Annotated in this window: 19 protein-coding genes; 7 read left to right on the forward strand and 12 right to left on the reverse strand. The window is 69.7% G+C overall.

What is annotated here, in order from left to right; all coding sequences use genetic code 11:
- Positions 1-26: 26 nt before the first annotated feature.
- The 3 genes from HED23_RS06270 to HED23_RS06280 are packed head-to-tail and all read right to left on the reverse strand — an operon-like array spanning position 27 to position 2,740.
- Complete coding sequence (locus HED23_RS06270) at positions 27-788, reverse strand: amino acid ABC transporter ATP-binding protein (protein ID WP_274382999.1); 762 nt, start codon at positions 786-788, stop codon at positions 27-29.
- Positions 785-1,753: an amino acid ABC transporter permease gene (locus tag HED23_RS06275; RefSeq protein WP_386463587.1), complete on the reverse strand. Its 969-nt coding sequence runs from the start codon at positions 1,751-1,753 to the stop codon at positions 785-787. The genes HED23_RS06270 and HED23_RS06275 overlap by 4 nt, the downstream gene beginning before the upstream one ends.
- A gap of 27 nt (positions 1,754-1,780) precedes the next feature.
- Positions 1,781-2,740, reverse strand: coding sequence for an ABC transporter substrate-binding protein (locus HED23_RS06280; protein WP_203182422.1), 960 nt, complete (start codon positions 2,738-2,740; stop codon positions 1,781-1,783).
- Between the two features lie 522 nt (positions 2,741-3,262).
- Between HED23_RS06280 and HED23_RS06285 the strand changes: the two genes are divergently transcribed.
- From HED23_RS06285 to HED23_RS06305, 5 genes are all read left to right on the forward strand, one after another.
- Positions 3,263-4,498 (forward strand): NAD(P)-dependent malic enzyme, encoded by a 1,236-nt coding sequence (locus HED23_RS06285; protein WP_203182423.1) that lies wholly within the window; start codon positions 3,263-3,265, stop codon positions 4,496-4,498.
- A 177-nt stretch (positions 4,499-4,675) separates the two neighbouring features.
- Positions 4,676-5,641, forward strand: a complete 966-nt coding sequence (locus HED23_RS06290) for a zinc-binding dehydrogenase (protein WP_203182424.1) — start codon at positions 4,676-4,678, stop codon at positions 5,639-5,641.
- A complete protein-coding gene (locus tag HED23_RS06295) occupies positions 5,638-6,201 on the forward strand; it encodes a GNAT family N-acetyltransferase (RefSeq protein WP_203182425.1) in 564 nt (187 codons plus the stop codon). Before HED23_RS06290 ends, HED23_RS06295 begins: the two co-directional genes overlap by 4 nt.
- A gap of 31 nt (positions 6,202-6,232) precedes the next feature.
- A complete protein-coding gene (locus tag HED23_RS06300) occupies positions 6,233-6,442 on the forward strand; it encodes a sigma factor-like helix-turn-helix DNA-binding protein (protein WP_033298277.1) in 210 nt (69 codons plus the stop codon).
- Positions 6,442-7,014, forward strand: a complete 573-nt coding sequence (locus HED23_RS06305; RefSeq protein WP_203182426.1) for a Clp protease N-terminal domain-containing protein — start codon at positions 6,442-6,444, stop codon at positions 7,012-7,014. The genes HED23_RS06300 and HED23_RS06305 overlap by 1 nt, the downstream gene beginning before the upstream one ends.
- A 104-nt stretch (positions 7,015-7,118) precedes the next feature.
- On the opposite strand, the gene HED23_RS06310 is transcribed toward HED23_RS06305, so the two are convergent.
- Positions 7,119-8,096 (reverse strand): PadR family transcriptional regulator, encoded by a 978-nt coding sequence (locus HED23_RS06310; RefSeq protein ID WP_203182427.1) that lies wholly within the window; start codon positions 8,094-8,096, stop codon positions 7,119-7,121.
- Between the two features lies 1 nt (position 8,097).
- Complete coding sequence (locus HED23_RS06315) at positions 8,098-8,955, reverse strand: DUF4097 family beta strand repeat-containing protein (RefSeq protein WP_203182428.1); 858 nt, start codon at positions 8,953-8,955, stop codon at positions 8,098-8,100.
- Positions 8,956-9,124: 169 nt separating this feature from the next.
- On the opposite strand from HED23_RS06315, the gene HED23_RS06320 reads away from it, so the two are divergent.
- The gene (locus HED23_RS06320; RefSeq protein WP_203182429.1) at positions 9,125-9,988 is read left to right on the forward strand and encodes a hypothetical protein; all 864 of its coding nucleotides are present in this window, start codon (positions 9,125-9,127) and stop codon (positions 9,986-9,988) included.
- 160 nt (positions 9,989-10,148) lie between these two features.
- On the opposite strand, the gene HED23_RS06325 is transcribed toward HED23_RS06320, so the two are convergent.
- The 6 genes from HED23_RS06325 to HED23_RS06350 all read right to left on the reverse strand — a co-directional run bounded on the left by HED23_RS06325 (position 10,149) and on the right by HED23_RS06350 (position 18,151).
- A complete protein-coding gene (locus tag HED23_RS06325; protein ID WP_003961784.1) occupies positions 10,149-10,331 on the reverse strand; it encodes a DUF6104 family protein in 183 nt (60 codons plus the stop codon).
- Between the two features lie 90 nt (positions 10,332-10,421).
- Positions 10,422-14,237 carry a multifunctional oxoglutarate decarboxylase/oxoglutarate dehydrogenase thiamine pyrophosphate-binding subunit/dihydrolipoyllysine-residue succinyltransferase subunit gene (locus tag HED23_RS06330; RefSeq protein WP_203182430.1) on the reverse strand — a complete coding sequence of 1,272 codons (3,816 nt, stop codon included), beginning with the start codon at positions 14,235-14,237 and terminating at the stop codon, positions 10,422-10,424.
- A 260-nt stretch (positions 14,238-14,497) separates the two neighbouring features.
- Entirely contained in the window at positions 14,498-15,574 is a 1,077-nt protein-coding gene (locus HED23_RS06335) for a HAMP domain-containing sensor histidine kinase (RefSeq protein WP_203182431.1), read from the reverse strand.
- On the reverse strand, positions 15,571-16,308 hold the full coding sequence (locus HED23_RS06340; RefSeq protein ID WP_014154105.1) for a response regulator transcription factor: 738 nt from the start codon (positions 16,306-16,308) through the stop codon (positions 15,571-15,573). The genes HED23_RS06335 and HED23_RS06340 overlap by 4 nt, the downstream gene beginning before the upstream one ends.
- 232 nt (positions 16,309-16,540) lie before the next feature.
- Positions 16,541-17,221: a spermidine synthase gene (locus HED23_RS06345; protein ID WP_203182432.1), complete on the reverse strand. Its 681-nt coding sequence runs from the start codon at positions 17,219-17,221 to the stop codon at positions 16,541-16,543.
- Between the two features lie 96 nt (positions 17,222-17,317).
- Entirely contained in the window at positions 17,318-18,151 is an 834-nt protein-coding gene (locus HED23_RS06350) for a nucleotidyltransferase domain-containing protein (protein WP_203182433.1), read from the reverse strand.
- Between the two features lie 128 nt (positions 18,152-18,279).
- Here HED23_RS06350 and lon point away from each other — a divergent pair, with 128 nt between their 5' ends.
- Entirely contained in the window at positions 18,280-20,709 is a 2,430-nt protein-coding gene (lon, locus tag HED23_RS06355) for an endopeptidase La (RefSeq protein WP_203182434.1), read from the forward strand.
- Positions 20,710-20,859: 150 nt separating this feature from the next.
- Here lon and HED23_RS06360 read toward each other — a convergent pair whose 3' ends face one another.
- A complete protein-coding gene (locus tag HED23_RS06360; protein ID WP_203187385.1) occupies positions 20,860-21,612 on the reverse strand; it encodes a polysaccharide deacetylase family protein in 753 nt (250 codons plus the stop codon).
- Between the last annotated feature and the right edge of the window lie 104 nt (positions 21,613-21,716).

Consider the following 21,716-nt stretch of genomic DNA (forward strand, 5'->3'; position numbering starts at 1 on the left):
CGCCCTCCTCGCATCGCTCGACGCTGTTACAGCACCTTCGAGAGGAAGGACTTCGTCCGGTCGTGCTGCGGGTTCGTCAGGACGTCGCGCGGGTGGCCGGACTCGACCACGACGCCGTCGTCCATGAAGACCAGCGCGTCGCCCACCTCGCGGGCGAAGCCCATCTCGTGCGTGACGACGATCATGGTCATGCCGTCCTCGGCCAGGCCGCGCATGACGTCCAGGACGTCACCGACCAGCTCCGGGTCGAGCGCCGACGTGGGCTCGTCGAAGAGCATCAGCTTCGGCTCCATGGCCAGGGCGCGGGCGATGGCCACGCGCTGCTGCTGTCCGCCGGAGAGCTGGGAAGGGTAGTTCTTCGCCTTGTCCGACAGGCCGACCCGGTCCAGCAGCTGTTCCGCGCGGGCCCGGGCGACGGCCTTGGCCTCGCCCTTGACCTGGATCGGCGCCTCCATGACGTTCTCGAGTGCCGTCATGTGCGGGAACAGGTTGAAGCGCTGGAAGACCATGCCGATGTCACGGCGCTGAAGGGCGACCTCGCTGTCCTTGAGCTCGTAGAGCCTGTCGCCCTTCTGCCGGTAGCCGACCAGGTCGCCGTCGACGTACAGCCGCCCGGCGTTGATCTGCTCCAGGTGGTTGATGCACCGCAGGAACGTCGACTTGCCGGAACCCGAGGGGCCGATCAGGCAGAACACCTCCCGCGGGGCGACCTCCAGGTCGATGCCCTTGAGGATGTGCGCGGGACCGAAGGACTTGTGGACGCCCTCGGCCTTCACCATGGCGGTCATGCGGAGACACCTCCCGAGGGGCGGTTGCTGAAGGAGGTGAGGGCGATCCTGACCCGCTGGAACGGAGTGAGCGGCAGGCTCCGCAGGCTGCCCCGGGCGTAGCGGCGCTCCAGGTAGTACTGACCCACGCTGAACACGCTGGTCATCACGATGTACCAGATCGAGGCGACGAAGAGCATCTCCATCACCGCGTAACTGGTCGAGCCGATCTGCGACGTGGAGCGCAGCAGCTCGTTGTAGGTGACCGCGTAGACCAGCGAAGAGGTCTTCAGCATGTTGATGAACTCGTTGCCGGTCGGCGGGATGATCACCCGCAGGGCCTGCGGGAGCACCACGCGGCGCATGGTCTTCGCCTGGGTCATGCCGAGCGCGTGCGAGGCCTCGGTCTGGCCCTCGTCCACCGACTGGATGCCCGCCCGGACGATCTCCGCCATGTACGCGGCCTCGTTGAGGGCGAGGCCCAGCAGGGCGCACATGAACGGCGTCATCACGTCGGTCATCTCGTCCTTGTAGATGAACGGGATGTTGAGGACCGGGAAGATCAACGCGAGGTTGAACCAGAGCAGCAGCTGCACGTAGACCGGGGTGCCGCGGAAGAACCAGATGTACAGCCACGCCACCCAGCTGGTCACCGGGTTGCTGGAGAGCCGCATGACGGCGAGCACCACACCCAGGATCACACCGAGGACCATGGCGAGCACACTGATCAGCAGCGTGCGGCCCGCCCCGGCCAGAACGGTGTCGTCGAACAGCTTGTCCTGGACCGCCTGCCACTGGATGTCGCCCTGCGAGAAGGCGTAGGCCAGAGCGGCGAGCAGGGCGAGGACGACCACGCCGCTGATCCAGCGGCCGTAGTGCCGGACGGGTATGGCCTTGATGGTCTCCGGTGCGACGGTGGTGGCCTTGGAGACGGGTGCGGCGGCGACCGATGGGCCGCCGGGCACCTTGTCGAACTTGTCAGTCACGGTGACTGCCCTTCGGTGGTGCGCCGGTCACTTGCCGCCGTTGATGGCGGCCTTGTCGATCGCGCCGGTGCCGGCACCCCACTTGTCGAGCACCTTCTTGTAGGAGCCGTCGGCGATGATCGCGTCCACGGCCTCCTTGAGGGCGTCACGCAGCTCGGTGTTGTCCTTGTTCACGGCGATGCCGAACGGACCGGCGTCGACCTGCTCGCCGACGACCTCGAAGTCCTTGCCGCCGCCGGCCTTGCGGGCCAGGTCGACCGCGACCGGGTAGTCGTTGACACCGGCGACGGCGCCGCCCGACTTCACGCGGGTCTGGGCCTCGGTGTCGTTCTCGAAGGACTCGATCTTGACGGCCTTCTCGCCGCCGTCCGTGCAGGCCTTGGACTGCTTCTTCAGGGCTTCCTCGTAGGTGGTGCCGCGCTGGACGGCGGCGACCTTGCCGCACAGGTCCTCGATGGACTTGATGCCCTCGGGGTTGCCCTTCTTGGTGTAGACGGCGGTACCGGCCAGGAAGTAGTCGACGAAGTCGACGCCCTTTCCGAGCTTCTTGCCGCTGTCGTCCAGGCCTTCCTGGCGCTGCTTGTTGTCCGTGATGGACGACATCGCGATGTCGTGACGGCCGGTGTTCAGGGCGGTGATCAGACCGTCGAACGAGCCCGAGGTGAATTCGAACTTCACGCCCAGCTGCTTGCTCAGGGCTTCCGCGAGGTCGGGGTCGACGCCGACGATCTTGCCGTTCTCGACGGACTCCATCGGGGCGTACTCGGCATTCGTGCCGACCTTGATGACACCGGACTTCTGGTACTTCTCCGGAAGCTTGCCGAAGAGCGGGGCACTGTTCCCGGCCGTGTCGTCCTCGGCCTTCGTGGAACCGCTGTCGGTCTGGTCGCCGCAGGCGGTCAGCAGCAGAGTGCCGGCGACCGCGACTGCGCAGACCGCGGCAATCCGGGACTTCGCGGTCGTACGACAGAGGGTGCTTGCGGTCATGATCGGAATCCTCCGGCGGTGAGGGAATGCTGGTCAGGTGGGCACGCACGCACCTTCGAGTGTCGCCACCTCGTGTGATTAGGGCATCTTGCCATTCGGACTAACCCAAACAGGGGGCCGGGCATGTCAAAATCGGGTAACGGGCGACCCCCGAAGCTCAACGGGCCGGTACCGCAAGGCCGGACCATCTGCTGGAAAGTGCGTGCTCCTCCGGAGAATCTCCGGTGCGTCTCGACCTACGGACGGCCTTTGTAGCCCTTAGTGGACTTGTCCAGATATTCGGCTATGAGTCATGTCACCGAGTCGATACCGACTCGTAAGAGGCCCGGTCCGTCCGGTAAGAAAGACCTTTACACCCCTCATCCGGGGCCCAGGGCGCGTGTGCGGCGCGCCCGCGCGTATGTGCCTCCCCTGCCGGAGCGGTCCAACCGCTCAGTGCCGGGAACCTACGCGGTGCCCGCCCACCCCTCCTCAACCAGGAGTGGCCACCCTCAACTGATGAAGACTTAAGGGGTCAACACAATGGCAGCGGAGATCGTCAATCCTCGCAGCGACAGCAAGACGCACGGCAGCGCCGATGCGGCGGGACCCAGCAGTGCGGACGAGCCCTTCGACCCGGCCTTCGCCCTCCACCGTGGAGGGAAGATGGCCGTGACGGCCACCGTGCCGATCCGCGACAAGGACGACCTGTCCCTCGCGTACACGCCCGGCGTGGCCAAGGTGTGCAGCGCCATCGCCGACAATCCGGAGCTCGTCCACGACTACACCTGGAAGTCGCAGGTCGTGGCCGTCGTGACGGACGGCACCGCCGTCCTCGGCCTGGGGGACATCGGTCCCGAGGCCTCCCTCCCGGTCATGGAGGGCAAGGCAATTCTCTTCAAGCAGTTCGGCGGCGTCGACGCCGTGCCGATCGCGCTCGCCACGACCGACGCGGACGAGATCGTCGACACCGTGGTGCGCCTCGCGCCGTCCTTCGGCGGCGTGAACCTGGAGGACATCTCGGCGCCCCGGTGCTTCGAGATCGAGCGCAAGCTCCAGGAGCGCCTCGACATCCCGGTCTTCCACGACGACCAGCACGGCACCGCCGTGGTGACGCTCGCGGCCCTGCGCAACGCGGCGAAGCTGTCCGGCCGGACGCTCGGTGATCTGCGCGCCGTCATCTCGGGCGCCGGTGCCGCCGGTGTGGCCATCGCGAAGTTCCTGCTGGAGGCCGGCATCGGCGACGTCGCCGTCGCCGACCGCAAGGGCATCGTCAGCGGCGACCGTGAGGACCTCACGGACGTCAAGCGCGAGCTGGCGGAACTCACGAACCGGGCCGGCATCACCGGCTCCCTGGAGACGGCGCTGGCCGGCGCCGACGTCTTCATCGGAGTCTCCGGCGGCACTGTTCCCGAGCCGGCCGTGGCGTCGATGGCGCCCGGTGCGTTCGTGTTCGCCATGGCCAACCCGAACCCCGAGGTCCACCCCGACGTCGCGCACAAGTACGCGGCCGTGGTGGCGACCGGGCGTTCGGACTACCCGAACCAGATCAACAACGTGCTGGCGTTCCCCGGCATCTTCGCGGGGGCGCTCCAGGTGAGGGCCTCGCGGATCACCGAGGGCATGAAGATCGCCGCGGCGAACGCGCTGGCGGACGTCGTCGGCGACGAGCTGGCCGCGGAGTACGTGATCCCGTCGCCGTTCGACGAGCGGGTCGCTCCCGCCGTCACCGCCGCGGTGGCGGCGGCCGCCCGTGCGGAGGGTGTCGCGCGGCGCTGATGCCGGGAGGGGCGGGGTCCGGGCCGTGTGCCGAACACGGCGCCGACCCCGCCCCGCCTTTTTTCTGCGGCCGGGGACACCGTATCCGGCCGCCTTCCTCCGGTGCGCACGAGCTGGGGCGTGTGTCACACCATCGAACGGTTACGTCACGGCGCGTCACGGCCTATCGTCGTGGCCATGTTCGCCGCCTACGCAGCCCGCATCGACCGTGACCGCCCCCTCGACGGACTCGAGCTGGGCGAACGCCCGGCGCCCGAGCCGCGGCCCGGGTGGACCACCGTCCGGGTCCGGGCCGCATCGCTCAACCATCACGACCTCTGGTCCCTGCGTGGTGTGGGCCTAGCAGAGGACAAGCTCCCCATGATCCTCGGCTGTGACGCCGCAGGCATCGACCAGGACGGGAACGAAGTCGTCCTGCACTCCGTGATCGGGCAGACAGGACACGGCGTGGGTCCGGACGAGCCGCGCTCCATCCTCACCGAGCGCTACCAGGGCACCTTCGCCGAGCAGGTCACGGTGCCCAGCTGGAACGTGCTGCCGAAGCCGAAGGAACTCACCTTCGAGCAGGCCGCCTGCCTGCCTACCGCGTGGCTGACGGCGTATCGGATGCTGTTCACCAACGCCGGCGTCCGGCCGGGCGACTCCGTTCTCGTGCAGGGGGCCGGCGGCGGTGTGGCCACCGCCGCGATCGTGCTCGGCAAGGCCGCCGGGCTCCGGATGTTCGCCACCAGCCGTGACGAGGCGAAGCGCGAGCGGGCCGTCGAGCTGGGGGCCGTCGAGGCCTACGAGCCCGGCGCACGGCTGCCCCGGCGCGTCGATGCTGTGATCGAGACCGTAGGAGCGGCGACCTGGTCCCACTCGGTCAAGTCGCTCCGGCCCGGCGGCACCCTGGTCATCTCGGGTGCCACCAGCGGTGACCGGCCCTCTCACGCAGAGCTGACCCGGGTCTTCTTCCTGGAACTCAAGATCGTCGGCTCCACCATGGGCTCCAAGGACGAACTGGAGGACCTGCTGTCGTTCTGCGCGGCCACAGGCGTGCGGCCCGTCATCGACGGGACGCTGCCGCTGGACCGGGCGCGCGAGGGCTTCGAGCGGCTCGCCGCCGGAGACCTTTTCGGGAAGATCGTGCTCACCACCTCGTGAGCCCGGCCGCGGAACGGTGGGCGGCCACTGAGCTGCCGACGGCGGAAGGGCTGCTGCTGCGGCCCTGGCGGACCGACGACGCTCCGGCGGTGCTTCGCGCCTTCGCGCCTCCCGAGATGGCGCGGCAGACAAGCAGGCCCGTCGCGACCACCGCCGAGGCGCTGGAATGGATCGCGTGCCGGGAGGGTGAGCGGACGGCCGGCAGTGGATACACGTGGGCCGTCGTCCGCGAAGGCGCCGCGCTCGGATCCGTGGCCGTGACCGCGGTCGACCACGTCCACAACACCGGCTGGGTCTCGTACTGGACCACCGAAGCGGCCCGCGGGACCGGCGTCGCCGCCGCAGGCGTTCGGGCGCTGGCTCGCTGGGCCTTCGACAGCCTGGGGCTCCACCGCCTGGAGCTGGGACACAGGACGAACAACCCCGCCTCCTGCGCCGTGGCCCTGCGGGCCGGATTCGCCGTGGAGGGCATCGAGCGGAAGAAGCTCCGCTACGGGGACACCAGATACGACGTGGAGCGTCACGCACGCCTCGCCACCGATGATGTCAACGATGGTTGACAGGGGTCGGGTGTCAACGTAAGTTGACATCATGACCGAAGCAACGGATCTCGCCGCACGCGCCGGTGACCATGACCCGCGCGTCGGGCTGCGTGCCGTCGCCGCACTGCGGCGGCTGCTCGAGCAACTCGAAGCCGTCCAGGTGAGAAGCGCCCGCGTCCAGGGTTGGTCGTGGCAGGAAATCGCTGCCGAGCTGGGTGTCAGCAGGCAGGCCGTGCACAAGAAGTACGGGAGGCATTGATGTTCGAGCGATTCACCAAGGGGGCCCGGGCCGCCGTGACCGGCGCGGTGACCCACGCCGAGAGTGCGGGAGCGGACTCGGTCACCGAGGAGCACCTGCTGCTCTCCTTGCTTGACCAGGAGGGCAGCAGGGCGTCCTTCGCCGTCGCCGCCCTCGGACTCACCGACCGTCGCGCCTCGGTGGAGGCGGCGTTCGGTGAGGCCCGCCGCCGCGGAGGGCTCACCAAGGCCGACACCGAGGCGCTCGCCGGCATCGGTATCGACGTCACCGAGATCGTGGCCCGGGTCGAAGGGGCCCACGGTGAAGGAGTTCTGGCGGGCGATCGCGGTAACCGCCGATGGTGGTCGGGACACCGCCCCTTCACGGGCGGCGCCAAGGGCATCCTGGAGAAGTCCCTGCGCATCGCGCTCGGCAGGCGCGACCGCTTCATCGGCGAGGAGCACCTGCTGCTCGCTCTGACCGCCTGCCCTGGCGTCGTGGCCGATGTCCTTGCCGAGCACGGTGCGACCTACTCGACCGTGGAGCATGCGCTGTACGGGGACGCGGGGCAGGGCCGGGCCCAGGCGAGCTGACGGGGCGTCGCTGGCCGGCCCGGGATGTCTGCCCGGCCTGGGGTGTCCGCCCGGCATGGGGTGTCCGCCCGACCGGAGGTGTTCCGGCCGGGCGACGACCTCGGTCAGGACGTGCCGGAGCCGCCCATCGTGTCGTCGGCCTTCCCGCGCAGAGCCGCGTCGATGTGTATCGCGGCTGTGGCGAGGTGGCGGCGGGCCTCCGAGAGCTGGGCCTCGGTGACGCCGCGGTCGCGGGCCGAGTCACGGATGTCGTCACGGAAGCGGTCCAGCAGGCGGTCGAGGTCGCGGGCCGGATCACCCGTGGTCGTGGCGTCGGCAGCCCACTCGACGTCCGGTTCCCCGGGTGCCGGCCGGCTGTACGAGGGCCAGGTGCCGGTTCTCGCGAAGCTGCCCAGCTGGCCGGTGATCTCGGCCAGCCCGTCCCGCACACCCGCGGGCCAGTCGCCCCTCGCGAAGTGTTCCTGCACCTGACGCGCGGCATTCTGCATCTGCTCGCGCGCCTTCTCGTGCGCCTCCTGGGCCTGACGGCGGGCCTGATCCGCGTCCTCGCGGGCCTTTCGGGACTCGTCCTTCGCCCTGCGGGCCTGTTCCTTCCACTCCTGCTTGGCCTTGCGCAACTCCTCCTTCGCGGTGCGCCACGCCTCGTTGTCCCCGAGGCCGGGGTCCCACCCGCTCCGGCCGCCGCCGGAGGTGTGTCGGCTCTCGGAGGCCGCCGCGCGCATCTCGCTGCGGAGCTGGCCCGCCGCACCTCGGACGTCGTCGCGGATCTCGGCGGCCAGCTCGGAGACGGAGTCGCGGATCTCCAGCTCCAGATCGGCCAGTTCACCACTGCGGCCGGCCAGCTCGGCCCGCCCGGCGTCGGTGATGGAGTAGACCTTGCGGCCGCCTTCGGTGGCGTGTGTGACCAGGCCCTCGGCCTCCAGTTTGGCGAGCCGCGGGTACACGGTGCCCGCCGAGGGCGCGTACAGCCCCTGGAAGCGTTCCTCCAGGAGCCGGATCACCTCGTAACCGTGGCGAGGGGCTTCGTCCAGGAGCTTGAGGAGGTACAGGCGCAGACGGCCGTGGGCGAATACGGGGGCCATGTCAGAGCACCTTTCCGGTCGGCTCGGAGTCATGCGCGTTGTCCTGGGCGGGTGGGCGGCGCAACAGGGCGATCGAGCCCGAGACGGTGGTCGCCTTCAGCTTTCCCGTCCCCGCGCCCAGTGTGCCGGTGATCTTCTTCGCACCCCACTGGCCGCCTACGCGGAGGTCCTCGAAGGCGTTGGAGACGGTGCCGCTCGCGGTGTTCGCCTCGACCTTCGCGTCCGCCGGGTGGGGCAGCCGGATGGCGATCTCGCCGGACACCGAGGTCAGCCTGATGTCCGTCGGCTTCGGTGAGGAGTCGAGATCCAGCACCATGTGGCCGGTGACGGACTCCGCGCGGACCGAGGTGCCGGCGCCCTCCACGACCGTCAGATCGCCGGACACGGACTGGAAGCGGAGGTCGCCGGTGACGGTCTGGGCCTCCAGGCTGCCGGACACGGTCTCGGCCCGGACGACACCGGACAGGCCCACCAGGGTGCTGTCGCCGGAGATACCCCGGAGCTCCGTGCGTCCATGAATACCGGAGACGACCGCCTCGGCACCGATCACGCCCACCTCCACGGTCGCGCCGGCCGGTACGGCGAGCGAGACCGTGGCGCTGCGGCGCGGACTCCTGCGGTCGAGCCAGGTGAGGAGGCCCTGCCACGGCAGATCCTCGTACGCGACGGTCAGAGTGCCGCCTTCCGATGTCACGATCAGCGGCGGCCCGTCGATCGCGGACACCTCCAGCCGGGCTGTCGGTTCGTCGGTACCGACGACATTGATCGCGCCGTCGACGATGCGCACGTTGAGTGCTGTCACAGGGTCGTCGAAGGTGAGCTTCTCCGGCTCGGCGACGGTCCACGTCGACTCAGGCATGGATCTGACCTCCCGCTGGGTGGCACGACGCAACATATCGCGTCTTCTTGAGAACACGATATATCGCGGATCACGGAAGTCAAGGAGTAATCGAAAGGGTGCTCGCCGGAGGGTGGGATGAGCGCCGCAAATGGTTCACGAGTGGGCAAAGTGCCCTAGCGTGTGGGTCATGACCGCGACATCCGTAGGCGCCCTGCTTCTCTGCCGGGCCGACCCTGTGACCGTACGGCCCGTTGCCCGGCTGCTGCAGGAGCGCATGCTGCTCGTGCCCGCCGGGGACGGCTGGAGCGTGCTCGTCCCCGAGGGGAAGCCCTGGCGGAAGGACGGCCACGAGAACCACGGAGGCAGGCCGGCCGAAGCAGGCGCCGAGCCCGTCGACCGCGTCGTCGGCGGCTGGGCCGCCGCCCTCGCGGTGGGTTCCGCCTGGCCGGTGCTCGCCCTGTGGTGGGACGGTGACCGGGCAGGCTACACGCTCGCCTCGGGCTTCCGCCGCCCGGTCGGCTACATCTGGCTCGCCGACGGCACCCCGGCGGCGGAGGAGGAAGCCATGCGGACGTCCGCGGCCCGCCTGGGACTCGACCCGGTCATGGACGTGCAGGCGCTGGAGGCGCTCACCCGGGCGGACCCGGAGGCGGATGCCGATGCCCGGCTGCGCGGACTCCTCGCCGTGCTCGCACGGGCCGGTGTGGACCTGCCGCCCGGCCTCTCGCCGGGCGAGCCCGCCGACAGGCTCCGCTCGGTCGCAGGGATCCATCCGGAAGCGGAACAGATCGAATGGGCGGGCTGGCGAGATGCCGTGCGGGTGGAACTCGACGCCGTCGAGAGCGGCAGCCTCGGTCCGTGGGTGCTCGGTCCCAGGGCCCGCGCGGTGGCAGCGGCGCAGGTCGTGGCGGGAGTGCCGCTGGCCCTGTGGGGTGCCAGACGGCGCAGTGGGGGCTGGATCGCCGCAGGCCTGGTCCTCCTGGTGCAGGGCCTGCTGGGATTCGCGTACGACCGCTTGAGGGGCACGGGCGGAGGAAACGCCGGGCGGTGACTGCCCGTTCCTGTACGAGCGCCGGGTGGTGGCTGCCCGTTCCTGTACGAGCGCCGGGTGGTGGCTGCCCGTTCCTGTACGAGCGCCGGGTGGTGGCTGTCCGATCCCGTACGAGCGCCGGGTGGTGGCTGCCCGTCCTCGTCCGAGCCCCGGACGGTGACTACTCGTCCTCGTCCTCGTCGTCCAGCCGGGCCAGCCAGGTCGCCAGGCGCTCGACGGGAACCTCGAAGTCGGGGTTGAGGTCGACGAACGTACGGAGCTGCTCGGCGAGCCACTCGAAGGTGACCTCCTCCTCGCCGCGTCGCTTCTCCAGTTCCTCGATGCCACGGTCCGTGAAGTACATACGACCAGAATAGCGACGGCGGAAAGCCGGAGAGCCCGGCCCCGCGAGAATCTCGCGGGGCCGGGCTCTCCGGTGGCACACAGCCGCTGATCAGGCCTCGAAGACCTCGGCGACCAGCTGGGCCTGCTCGGCCTGGTGACGCTTGGCCGAGCCGACCGCCGGGGACGAGCCGTGCGGACGCGAGATGCGGCGCAGGCGCTCACCGTGCGGCACATCGGCGCCGACGGCGAGGTCCAGGTGGTCGATCAGGTTGAGCGCGATGAACGGCCACGCACCCTGGTTCGCCGGCTCCTCCTGGGCCCAGAGGTACTTCTCGGCGTTCGGGTACTTGGCGATCTCGGCCTGGATCTCCGCACCCGGCAGCGGGTACAGACGCTCCAGCCGGATGATCGCCGTCTCCGTGTCGCCACGCTTCTCGCGCTCGGCGTCCAGGTCGTAGTAGAGCTTGCCGGACACGAAGACGACCTTGCGGACCGCTTCGGCCTTGACCGTCTCGTCGCCGATCACCGGGCGGAAGCCGCCGGTGGTGAACTCCTCGACCTTCGACGCGGCCGCCTTGAGGCGGAGCATCGACTTCGGGGTGAAGACGATCAGCGGCTTGTGGTGCGGGTTGTGCACCTGCCACCGCAGGAGGTGGAAGTAGTTCGACGGGAGGGTCGGCATCGCGACCGTCATGTTGTCCTGCGCGCACATCTGCAGGAAACGCTCCGGGCGGGCGGACGAGTGGTCCGGTCCCTGGCCCTCGTAGCCGTGCGGGAGCAGCAGGGTGACGCCGGACGTCTGGCCCCACTTCTGCTCGGCCGAGGAGATGAACTCGTCCACGACGGTCTGGGCGCCGTTGACGAAGTCGCCGAACTGGGCCTCCCAGATGACCAGGGACTCCGGGCGGGCCAGCGAGTAGCCGTACTCGAAGCCCATCGCCGCGTACTCGCTGAGGAGCGAGTCGTAGACGTTGTAACGGGCCTGGTCGTCGGAGAGGTAGAGCAGCGGGGTGTAGTCCTCGCCGGTCTTCTGGTCGACGAGGACCGCGTGGCGCTGGCCGAAGGTGCCGCGGCGGGTGTCCTGGCCGGCGAGCCGGACCGGGGTGCCCTCCATGAGCAGCGAGCCGATGGCCAGGGTCTCGCCCATGCCCCAGTCGATCGTGCCGTTCTCCACCGAGGCGGCGCGGCGCTGCATCTGGGGCATCAGGCGCGGGTGCACCGTGATGTCGTCGGGGATGTTCACCTGCGACTCGGCGATCAGCTTCACGACCTCCGAGGAGACCGCGGTGCCCACCGAGACCGGGAACTCCGCCTGCACGTCCGGGACATGCGGCTGGGACGGTGCCGAGGTGGCCTCGCGGACCTCCGCGAAGACCTTCTCCAACTGGCCCTGGAAGTCCTGGAGGGCCTGCTCGGCCTCCTCCAGCGTGATGTCGCCGCGACCGATCAGGGACTCGGTGTAGAGCTTGCGCACCGAGCGCTTCTTGTCGATCAGGGTGTACATCTGCGGGTTGGTGAACTCCGGGTTGTCACCCTCGTTGTGACCGCGGCGGCGGTAGCAGATGAGGTCGATCACGACGTCCTTGTTGAACGTCTGCCGGTACTCGAAGGCGAGCCGCGCGACGCGGACCACTGCCTCCGGGTCGTCGCCGTTGACGTGGATGATCGGCGCCTCGATCATGCGCGCCACGTCGGTGGCGTACATCGAGGAGCGTGAGGACTCCGGGGCGGCGGTGAAGCCGACCTGGTTGTTGATCACCACGTGCACGGTGCCGCCGGTGCGGTAGCCGCGCAGCTGCGACATGTTGAGCGTCTCGGCGACGACGCCCTGGCCCGCGAAGGCCGCGTCGCCGTGGAGCGCGACGGGCAGGACCGTGAAGTCCGTGCCGCCCTTGTTGATGATGTCCTGCTTGGCGCGGGCGATGCCCTCCAGGACCGGGTCGACGGCCTCGAGGTGCGAGGGGTTGGCGGCCAGCGAGACCTTGATCTGCTCGCCGTCCAGGCCGGTGAAGGTGCCCTCGGCGCCCAGGTGGTACTTGACGTCGCCGGAGCCGTGCATCGACCGCGGGTCGAGGTTGCCCTCGAACTCCCGGAAGATCTGCGCGTACGACTTGCCGACGATGTTCGCCAGGACGTTCAGACGGCCGCGGTGGGCCATGCCGATGACGACCTCGTCCAGGCGGGCCTCGGCGGCGGAGTCGATGACCGCGTCGAGCAGCGGGATGACGGACTCGCCGCCCTCCAGGGAGAAGCGCTTCTGACCGACGTACTTGGTCTGCAGGAACGTCTCGAACGCCTCGGCGGCGTTGAGGCGGCGCAGGATCCGCAGCTGCTCCTCGCGCTCCGGAGCGGGGCGCGGGCGCTCCACCCGGTCCTGGAGCCACTTGCGCTCCTTCGGCTCCTGGATGTGCATGAACTCGATGCCGGTGGTGCGGCAGTACGACTCACGCAGGACGCCGAGGATGTCGCGGAGCTTCATCATCGTCTTGCCGGCGAAACCGCCGACCGCGAAGTCCCGCTCCAGGTCCCACAGGGTGAGGCCGTGCTCGGTGATGTCCAGGTCGGGGTGCTTGCGCTGGCGGTACTCCAGCGGGTCGGTGTCGGCCATGACGTGGCCGCGGACCCGGTAGGAGTGGATCAGCTCGAAGACCCGCGCGGCCTTGGTGACGTCGTCGTCGTGCGAGGCGTCGATGTCCTTGAGCCAGCGGACCGGCTCGTAGGGGATGCGCAGCGCCTTGAAGATCTCGTCGTAGAAGTCGTTCTCGCCGAGCAGCAGCTGGGCCAGGACACGGAGGAACTCGCCGGACGCGGCACCCTGGATGACCCGGTGGTCGTACGTCGAGGTCAGGGTCATGACCTTCGAGATGCCCAGCTTGTTCAGGGTGTCCTGCGAGGTGCCCTGGAACTCGGCCGGGTAGTCCATCGCGCCGACGCCCATGATGAGGCCCTGTCCGGGCATCAGGCGGGGCACCGAGTGCACGGTGCCGATGCCGCCGGGGTTGGTCAGCGAGGCCGTGACACCGGAGAAGTCGTCCATGCCGAGCTTGCCGACGCGGGCACGGCGGACGATGTCCTCGTAGGCCTGCCAGAACTCGAAGAAGTTGAGCGTCTCGGCCTTCTTGATGGCCGCGACGACGAGCTGGCGGTCGCCGTTCGGCTTCACCAGGTCGATGGCGAGGCCGAGGTTGACGTGCTCCGGCTTGACCAGGGTCGGCTTGCCGTCCTTCACCGCGAAGGAGTAGTTCATCGACGGCATGGCCTTGAGGGCCTGCACCATCGCGTACCCGATGAGGTGCGTGAAGGAGATCTTCCCGCCGCGGGCCCGCTTCAGGTGGTTGTTGATGACGATGCGGTTGTCGAAGAGCAGCTTCACCGGCACGGCGCGGACCGACGTGGCCGTCGGCAGCTCGAGCGAGGCGTTCATGTTCTTCGCGACGGCGGCCGACGGGCCGCGCAGCGTCACGTACTCCGGGCCGGCGGGGGCCTCGGTGGAGGCGTCCGCCTTCGCGGGTGCCGGGGCCGCCTTCGCGGGCGCGGCCTTCGCGGGGGCGGCAGCAGCCTTCGCCGGAGCTGCCGGAGCTGCCGGAGCTGCCGGAGCGGCGGCGGCGGGCTTGGCGGGTGCCGCGGGGGGCGAGGCCGGGGCCTGCGCCGGAGCGGTGTTGTTCGCGGCGGTGGTGGCCGGAGCCGGTGTCACCGCTCCCGCGGGTGCGGGGACGGGCTTGTCCGCCGTGCCGGACGTGCCCGGCTTGTAGTCGGCGAAGAAGTCCCACCAGGCACGGTCGACCGAATTGGGATCCTGGAGGTACTGCTGGTAGATCTCGTCGACGAGCCACTCATTGGGGCCGAAAGCGGCGGCCGGGTTGGACCCGGAGCCTGCTTCTTGTTCGGTCGAGATGCTCGAGTTACTGGGGGACTGAGACGACACGGCGGCAACCGCCCTCTTCCGCTTCACAAGGTGATGGACAGCGGAAATCAAGGCTACGCCTCCCGAGCCGTTACGTGCAGGCCGGGCCGGTCTTCGTCGTGCACATCACATCGAAAGCCGGGTTTCGGCGCATGAAATGGCGGGAAACAAGCAGGGTTCCACTGCCCTTCGGGTACGCGAGGCCAGTGCTACGGCCCCCTGGACCGTATCTCTTTCCCGGACGGGAGGGAGAAACGGGGCCCTCCGCTTCGAACGGAGGGTCAACCGTGGAACTGCGTGACGCCCGGAAGAGTGACCTGTATTCGGCAGCCACGGGCGGATTCGGCCACCCCGATCCGGCCGCCGTGCAGATCGACCGCCCAGCGCGCGATCGCGAGACCGAGCCCCGTGCCGCCGTCGCTGCCCGGACCGTGCGGGGAAGGTGCCTGGCCGCGGTTGAAGCGCTCGAAGACCCGGTGACGCTCGGCCTCCGGGATACCGGGGCCCTCGTCGACGACCTCCAGCTCCAGCGACTCCGGATACTCCCCGCGCCGCGCCAGCACCGTGACCCGGCCGTGCGGCGGGCTGTGCTTCACGGCGTTGTCGATCAGGTTGGCGACCACCTGGTGCAGGCGTTCCGCGTCCGCGTGCGCCGTCAGTTCGGGCGGCGACACGTCGAGGTGAAGGTGGACGTCGGTGCGGGAGTGGTTGCCCGAACCGGAGGAGAGCCGTCGCTGGGAGGCGGCGAGATTGGCTTCCTTCAGCACGCCGGACAGGTACGGCCAGACCTCGAAGCGGCGCGCCTTGAGCGCCACCACGCCGTTGTCCAGCCGGGAGAGGTCCAGCAGGGTCTCCACGAGTCTGCCCAGGCGTTCGGTCTGTTTCAGTGCCGTTCGCATCGTCTCGGGATCCGCGGCGGACACCCCGTCCACCACGTTCTCCAGGACGGCTCGGAGCGCCGCGATCGGTGTGCGCAGCTCATGGGAGACGTTGGCCACCAGCTCCTTGCGATGCCGGTCCTCCGCCTCCAGATCGTCCGCCATGCGGTTGATCGTCTGTGCCAGGTCACCCAGCTCGTCCCGCCGGCCCGCGCCGCTCACCCGTCTGGTGTAGTCGCCGTGCGAGATGGAGCGCGCGACGGCGCGCATCTCGTCCAGCGGCGCGGTCAGGCCGTGAGCCACGAACTGGGTGATCAGCAGCGTGGCGATCACCGAGAAGACCGTGATGAACCGGAACTCGGTCCTGGTGCGCAGGGCGACGATCAGCAGTCCGGTCGTGATGAACACGGAGATCACCACGAGCGCGCCCAGCTTGGCCTTGATCGAGAAGGGCCGCAGTCCGGAGCCGGGCCGCGTCATGGCGCGGGGGTCTCCAGGGCGTAGCCGACGCCGTGCACCGTGCGGATCCGCTCGGCGCCGATCTTCCGGCGCAGGGCCTTGATGTGACTGTCGACCGTGCGGGTACCTGAGGCGTCCGCCCAGTCCCAGACCTCGGCCAGCAGCTGCTCACGGGACAGCACCGCACGCGGTGTGTTGGCCAGGCAGACCAGCAGGTCGAACTCGGTGGGGGTGAGGTGGACGTCGTCGGCGCGCACCCTGACGCGGCGCTGCGCGTGGTCGATCTCCAGCTCGCCGAGGCGCAGGATGCCGCTGCGCGGCGTCACCGCTGCCAGTGCGGCCCGCTCCACCCGGCGCAGCAGGACGTGCACCCGCGCCGCCAGTTCCCGCATGGAGAACGGCTTGGTCATGTAGTCGTCCGCGCCGACCCCGAGCCCGACCAGCATGTCGGTCTCGTCGTCGCGTGCGGTGAGCATCAGCACCGGTACGGGGCGCTGGGCCTGCACACGGCGGCAGACCTCCAGGCCGTCGAAGCCGGGAAGCATGATGTCGAGCACCATCAGGTCGGGCTGCCAGGCCTCGGCCGCGTCCACGGCCGCGGGCCCGTCCAGTGCTGTCTGCACCAGGAAGCCCTCCGCCCGCAGCCGGGCGGAAATGGCGTCGACGATTGTTGCGTCGTCCTCTACCACCAGCACCCGGCGCTGAGCCCCGGGGGTGGCCGCGACGCCGTTGTGGGTGGTGTGTGTCTGTTCCATCGCCCCGCCCCTGCCCGTTCTCGCGGAGGCCATTCCCCCGGAGGCACGGTTATCGCTTGTGGATTTCGTCGGTGATCCCTTGTGCCGGTCAGCAGCGTAAGGGCAGAGGACGCCTCTCGGCTACGCAGGGTGTTGTCCGTCGTGAAGGTGTTACCCGCAGGAAGGAGACGGATCGGCGGACTTGTGTCACCCGATCCATGGTGGGGCAGGGATGTGCATACGGGGTGGGGGTTCAGTGCTCCCTGAGTGCGAGATGGACCACGTCCGGCACACCTCGGGCAACCGCTACTTCTTCGGTTCTTACTGCGTGGAATCCGGCATTCCGCAAGGCCTTCTCGAAGTCGGGGGAGGGCTGTGCGGACCATACGGCGAGGACTCCGCCAGGCGTCAGACGCGAGTGACATGCCGCGAGACCGGCAGGCGAATAGAGGCTTTCGTTGTCCTGGGTGACGGTCCAGTCGGGGCCGTTGTCGATGTCCAGGCACAGTGCGTCGTAACGCTCCGTGGTCGTACGGAGGTGGGCGACGAGGTCCGTACCGAGGATCTCGGTCCGCGGATCGGCGAGCGCCGCCCCGGAGATACGCCCGAGCGGTCCGTCGAGGTGCCAGCCCACGATGGCCTGTTCCCGCTCGACGACGGCGATGCGGCCCCAGCGGGGCTCGGAGGCGGCCCGCACCAGTGAGAACCCGACGCCGAGCCCGCCGATCAGCACCGACGGGCCCGGCCGTCCGGCGGGCAGGGCGGCCAGCGCCGCGTCGATCAGCAGCCGCTCGGAGCGCCCGTCGGAGGTGTCCATGAGGAAGCATCCGTTGGCGATGATCTCGAAGTCGTCACCGCGCCCGCGCAGGACCACTTCACCGAACGGGCCTTCACGGCGGTCGAGGACGACGGGGCGGGAGTCTGTGGCGGGCATGGGCGCGGTCTCCGGTTTCCGGCGGGTGGCATTCTCAGCCGCCCATTTTCGCCCGCACCGGGGCCCTGTGACCAGCGGATTCCGGTGGTCTCACCCTCAGGGGCGGGGTGCCTTCGTGCCGTGGGCGCGTGTGTACTCGGCGGCCAGCCAGGGACCCAGGTCCTCGATGAGTGCCGAGAGCCCGTCCGGATCCGGGGAGGGCGTGCGCGCCGTGACCGCGGCCGACCGGATCTGTTCGACGCGTTCCGGATGACGCGGGTGGTAGCGCGCGAACAGTTCGGCGGACCTGTGCAGGTCGCTCGTCCAGCCGCCCCAGCGCGGCATGACCAGCGTGAACGCGGACCGGACCAGGCGGCGGGCGATGCGCCGGCTCAGCCGCATCCGTTCCTCGTCGGTCGTGGCGGCGGCCGCGAGGGCGCGCCATCGGGGAAGCACGAGCGCCAGATCGCCGTTCGTCTCACGGGCCAGCAGCGATGTGGGGCGGTAGCGGGGCAGACGCGCCGCCAGGTCCTCGCCCGTCAACGGTGTGCAGAGGCAGGCGACGAAGAAGCCCCCGTCGTCGCGTTCCTCCTCGCTCAGCAGCGTCCGGGCGGGAGAGAGGAGCAGGCCGACGCCGTCGATCACGGGAAAGGCGGAGTCCAGGGCGGTGCCGGCCGCCTCGGCCGCAGCCGTGTCCGCGCCGGTGGGCACGTCGTGCAGTACCACCAGCAGGTCCAGGTCGGACACGCCGGGAATGGCCGTGCCCCTCGGGATGCTGCCGTAGAGGTAGGCGCTGTGCAGCCGCTCGGGGCCGAAGGCGTCGGTGATGTGGAAGCCGGCCGCCTCGACCACCGGGGCGAAATCCGCGTGTACGTGTTCCAGCGAACCCTCGCTGCGGATCGTCCCGTCCGCCGCGAGCCCTTTGTCCTCGGTGCCGATCGTCTCGCCCATAGGCAGAGTTTCGCAGGTGGAGTGCGGCCGGGACGCTGATCGCTGAGAGCGAACGCCACATGGGGAACATTGCCGGGCTCACAAGCATTGAGCCCACATAGCTCAACTTGCCTGCCGAAGGGGAGATCATGACTGCAGGATCCAATGCGTCCAAGGCGTCCACGCCGATCGACCTGCCTGTGCTGCCGCTCGACGACGAGGTCGTACTGCCCGGAATGGTGGTGCCGCTCGACCTGTCGGACGCGGAGGTGCGCGCCGCCGTGGAGGCCGCCCAGGCCGTCGCGCGGAACGGAGGCGGCAAGCCCGAGGTGCTCCTCGTCCCGCGCATCGACGGGAACTACACCGGGACCGGTGTCCTGGGCACCGTGGAGCAGGTCGGTCGGCTGTCGGACGGGGACCCGGGCGCTCTCATCCGGGCCCGTGACCGGGTGCGGATCGGCGCCGGGACCAGCGGGCCCGGCAACGCGCTGTGGGTGGAGGGCACCCGGATCGACGTATCCCTGCCCGATCCCGTCCCCGGCTCCGCCGTCGAGCTCGCCAAGGAGTACAAGGCCCTCGCGACCAGCTGGCTGAAGAAGCGCGGCGCCTGGCAGGTCGTGGACCGGGTCCAGCAGATCGAGGACATCTCCTCCCTCGCCGACAACTCCGGCTACTCCCCCTTCCTCACCACGGCACAGAAGGTCCAGCTGCTGGAGACCGCCGACGCGGTCACCCGTCTGAAGCTGGCCATCCAGTGGCTCGGCGAGCACCTCGCCGAGCAGGATGTCGCCGAGTCCATCGCCAAGGACGTCCAGGAGGGCGTCGACAAGCAGCAGCGCGAATTCCTGCTGAGGCGCCAGCTCGACGCCGTACGCAAGGAGCTCTCCGAGCTCAACGGTGATCCGGACGACGAGTCCGACGACTACCGGGCGCGCGTCGAGGCCGCAGACCTCCCAGAGCACGTCCGCGAGGCGGCTCTCAAGGAGGTCGAGAAGCTGGAGCGCGCCTCCGACCAGAGCCCCGAGGGGTCCTGGATCCGGACCTGGCTGGACACCGTCCTGGAGCTCCCCTGGACCGAGCGGACCGAGGACGCGTACGACATCCGCGGTGCGCGGGAGATCCTCGACGCGGAACACGCGGGCCTGCAGGACGTGAAGGAGCGCATCACCGAGTACCTCGCGGTGCGCAAGCGGCGTGCCGACCGCGGGCTCGGCGTGGTCGGCGGCAGGCGCGGCGGTGCCGTGCTCGCGCTGGTCGGTCCCCCCGGCGTGGGGAAGACCTCGCTCGGTGAGTCCGTGGCGCACGCCATGGGGCGCAAGTTCGTCCGGGTCGCGCTCGGCGGCGTCCGGGACGAGGCGGAGATCCGGGGCCACCGGCGTACGTACGTCGGCGCGCTGCCGGGCCGCATCGTCCGGGCGATCAAGGAGGCCGGCTCGATGAACCCGGTCGTCCTGCTCGACGAGATCGACAAGGTCGGCTCGGACTTCCGGGGCGACCCGGCGGCCGCGCTGCTCGAAGTGCTCGACCCGGCGCAGAACCACACCTTCCGCGACCACTACCTGGAGGTCGAACTCGACCTCAGCGACGTCGTGTTCCTGGCCACGGCCAACGTCCTCGAAGCCATCCCGGAGGCCCTGCTCGACCGCATGGAGCTGGTCACGCTGGACGGCTACACCGAGGACGAGAAGGTCGTCATCGCCCGTGACCACCTGCTCCCGCGCCAGCTGGAGCGGGCCGGTCTGGAGAAGGCCGAGGTCGGCCTGGACGAGTCCGCACTGCGCAAGCTGGCGGGCGAGTACACCCGGGAGGCCGGGGTGCGGAATCTGGAGCGGGCCGTCGCACGACTGCTCCGCAAGGTCGCGGCCCAGCACGAACTGGGCCACCGGGAACTCCCGTTCACGGTGTCCGAGCAGGACCTGCGCGGTCTGATCGGCCGGCCGCACCACGTACCCGAGTCCGCCCAGGACCCCGCCGAGCGCCGCACCGCGGTGCCGGGCGTGGCCACCGGGCTCGCGGTGACCGGAGCGGGTGGCGATGTGCTCTTCGTCGAGGCGTCGCTGGCCGATCCGGAGACCGGGGCTTCCGGTCTCACCCTGACCGGTCAGCTCGGCGACGTCATGAAGGAGTCCGCGCAGATCGCCCTGAGCTTCCTGCGCTCGCACGGCGCGGAGCTGGAGCTTCCGGTCGCCGACCTCAAGGACCGGGGCGTGCACGTCCACTTCCCGGCGGGCGCGGTCCCCAAGGACGGCCCGAGCGCGGGCATCACCCTGACGACCGCGCTGGCCTCGCTGCTCTCCGGACGGCTGGTCCGTACGGACGTGGCGATGACCGGTGAGGTGTCGCTGACCGGCAGGGTGCTCCCGATCGGGGGCCTGAAGCAGAAGCTGCTGGCCGCTCACCGGGCGGGGATCACCACCGTGGTGATCCCCCAGCGCAACGAGGCCGATCTGGACGACGTCCCCGCCGAGGTCCTCGACACCCTGGAGGTCCACCCGGTGACCGATGTCCGCCAGGTGCTGGAGATCGCACTCGCCCCGGCCTCGGCCAGGGTGCGGGACAGGCTCCCGGCCGCCGCGTAGGTGTCACGCTGTGACGGACGTGGCACCACGCCGACGGCCGGTACGGGCGGCCCGCCTTCCTCCGGGAGGGCGGGCCGTTCCGCGTGAGGGGCGGCTCACGGGCGTCGGACCGTGCCGGGCGGCTCACGGGCGGTACGCCGTGCGGGCGGCTCACGGGCGGTAGACCGTGCCGGGCTCCGGTTCGGCGGGGGCCATCAGCTGAGGGACGGTCACGAAGGTGTAGCCCCTCTCCTTCAGGGTGTCGATGATGCCCGGCACCGCGGGAACCGTCCCCTTGTAGATGTCGTGCAGCAGGATGATCCCGTCCCGGCCGGCCTGATCGAGTATCCGCTTCCTGATCAGCGCGGAGTCGTCCGTCGAGTAGTCCTTGGCGGTCGCGCTCCACAGGACCTGCGACAGCCCGAGCTCCTCGCAGATGCCGGAGACGGTGTCGTCGGTGCGGCCCTGAGGGGGACGCATCAGCCGGGGCTTCTTCCCGGTGATCTCCTCGATGGCGTCCTGGGTCTTCTCCAGCTCGGCCCGTATCTCGTCGGGCTTCTTCTCCGTCAGGATCTCGTGGGACCAGGTGTGGTTGGCGACCTCATGCCCTTCGGCCTCGATGCGCCGCACGGTCTCCGGGTGCTTCAGGACGTGGTTCCTGCCCAGCAGGAAGAACGTCGCCGGCACCTTCCTCTCCTTGAGCTCGTCGAGGAGGTGCGGGGTGTCCTCGGCCGGCCCCGCGTCGGACGTCAGGGCTATGCACTTGGCCTTGCGGCAGTCCACCGGCCCGAACGAGCCCTTGGCATCGGACGCGGCTCCCGCGCGGGCCGAACCGGGAGCCGTGGTCTGCATCGAGCATCCACCGAGCGTCAGTGTGAGGACCGTCACCAGGGCGGCGGTCAACCCCGTGGCCAACGGCGTCATCTTTCCGGGCACAACAGACACAGCGCGTGACTTCCCCATGGCTCGGCCGCACGCCGACGGTGCGGCACGGCGTGACTATGCATAGCGCGTATACGCATGGTGCA

Source organism: Streptomyces pratensis (assembly GCF_016804005.1).
In the GTDB taxonomy this organism is placed as follows: domain Bacteria; phylum Actinomycetota; class Actinomycetes; order Streptomycetales; family Streptomycetaceae; genus Streptomyces; species Streptomyces pratensis_A.

Bases quoted from the DNA above. Each gene is read 5' to 3' on its own strand.
- HED23_RS06360 (WP_203187385.1), bottom strand. From the start codon at position 21,612: ATGACGCCGTTGGCCACGGGGTTGACCGCCGCCCTGGTGACGGTCCTC.
- HED23_RS06310 (WP_203182427.1), bottom strand. From the start codon at position 8,096: ATGGCCCCCGTATTCGCCCACGGCCGTCTGCGCCTGTACCTCCTCAAG.
- lon (WP_203182434.1), top strand. From the start codon at position 18,280: ATGACTGCAGGATCCAATGCGTCCAAGGCGTCCACGCCGATCGACCTG.
- HED23_RS06345 (WP_203182432.1), bottom strand. From the start codon at position 17,221: ATGCCCGCCACAGACTCCCGCCCCGTCGTCCTCGACCGCCGTGAAGGC.
- HED23_RS06305 (WP_203182426.1), top strand. From the start codon at position 6,442: ATGTTCGAGCGATTCACCAAGGGGGCCCGGGCCGCCGTGACCGGCGCG.
- HED23_RS06285 (WP_203182423.1), top strand. From the start codon at position 3,263: ATGGCAGCGGAGATCGTCAATCCTCGCAGCGACAGCAAGACGCACGGC.
- HED23_RS06315 (WP_203182428.1), bottom strand. From the start codon at position 8,955: ATGCCTGAGTCGACGTGGACCGTCGCCGAGCCGGAGAAGCTCACCTTC.
- HED23_RS06290 (WP_203182424.1), top strand. From the start codon at position 4,676: ATGTTCGCCGCCTACGCAGCCCGCATCGACCGTGACCGCCCCCTCGAC.
- HED23_RS06325 (WP_003961784.1), bottom strand. From the start codon at position 10,331: ATGTACTTCACGGACCGTGGCATCGAGGAACTGGAGAAGCGACGCGGC.
- HED23_RS06280 (WP_203182422.1), bottom strand. From the start codon at position 2,740: ATGACCGCAAGCACCCTCTGTCGTACGACCGCGAAGTCCCGGATTGCC.
- HED23_RS06320 (WP_203182429.1), top strand. From the start codon at position 9,125: ATGACCGCGACATCCGTAGGCGCCCTGCTTCTCTGCCGGGCCGACCCT.
- HED23_RS06350 (WP_203182433.1), bottom strand. From the start codon at position 18,151: ATGGGCGAGACGATCGGCACCGAGGACAAAGGGCTCGCGGCGGACGGG.
- HED23_RS06300 (WP_033298277.1), top strand. From the start codon at position 6,233: ATGACCGAAGCAACGGATCTCGCCGCACGCGCCGGTGACCATGACCCG.
- HED23_RS06340 (WP_014154105.1), bottom strand. From the start codon at position 16,308: ATGGAACAGACACACACCACCCACAACGGCGTCGCGGCCACCCCCGGG.
- HED23_RS06335 (WP_203182431.1), bottom strand. From the start codon at position 15,574: ATGACGCGGCCCGGCTCCGGACTGCGGCCCTTCTCGATCAAGGCCAAG.
- HED23_RS06270 (WP_274382999.1), bottom strand. From the start codon at position 788: ATGACCGCCATGGTGAAGGCCGAGGGCGTCCACAAGTCCTTCGGTCCC.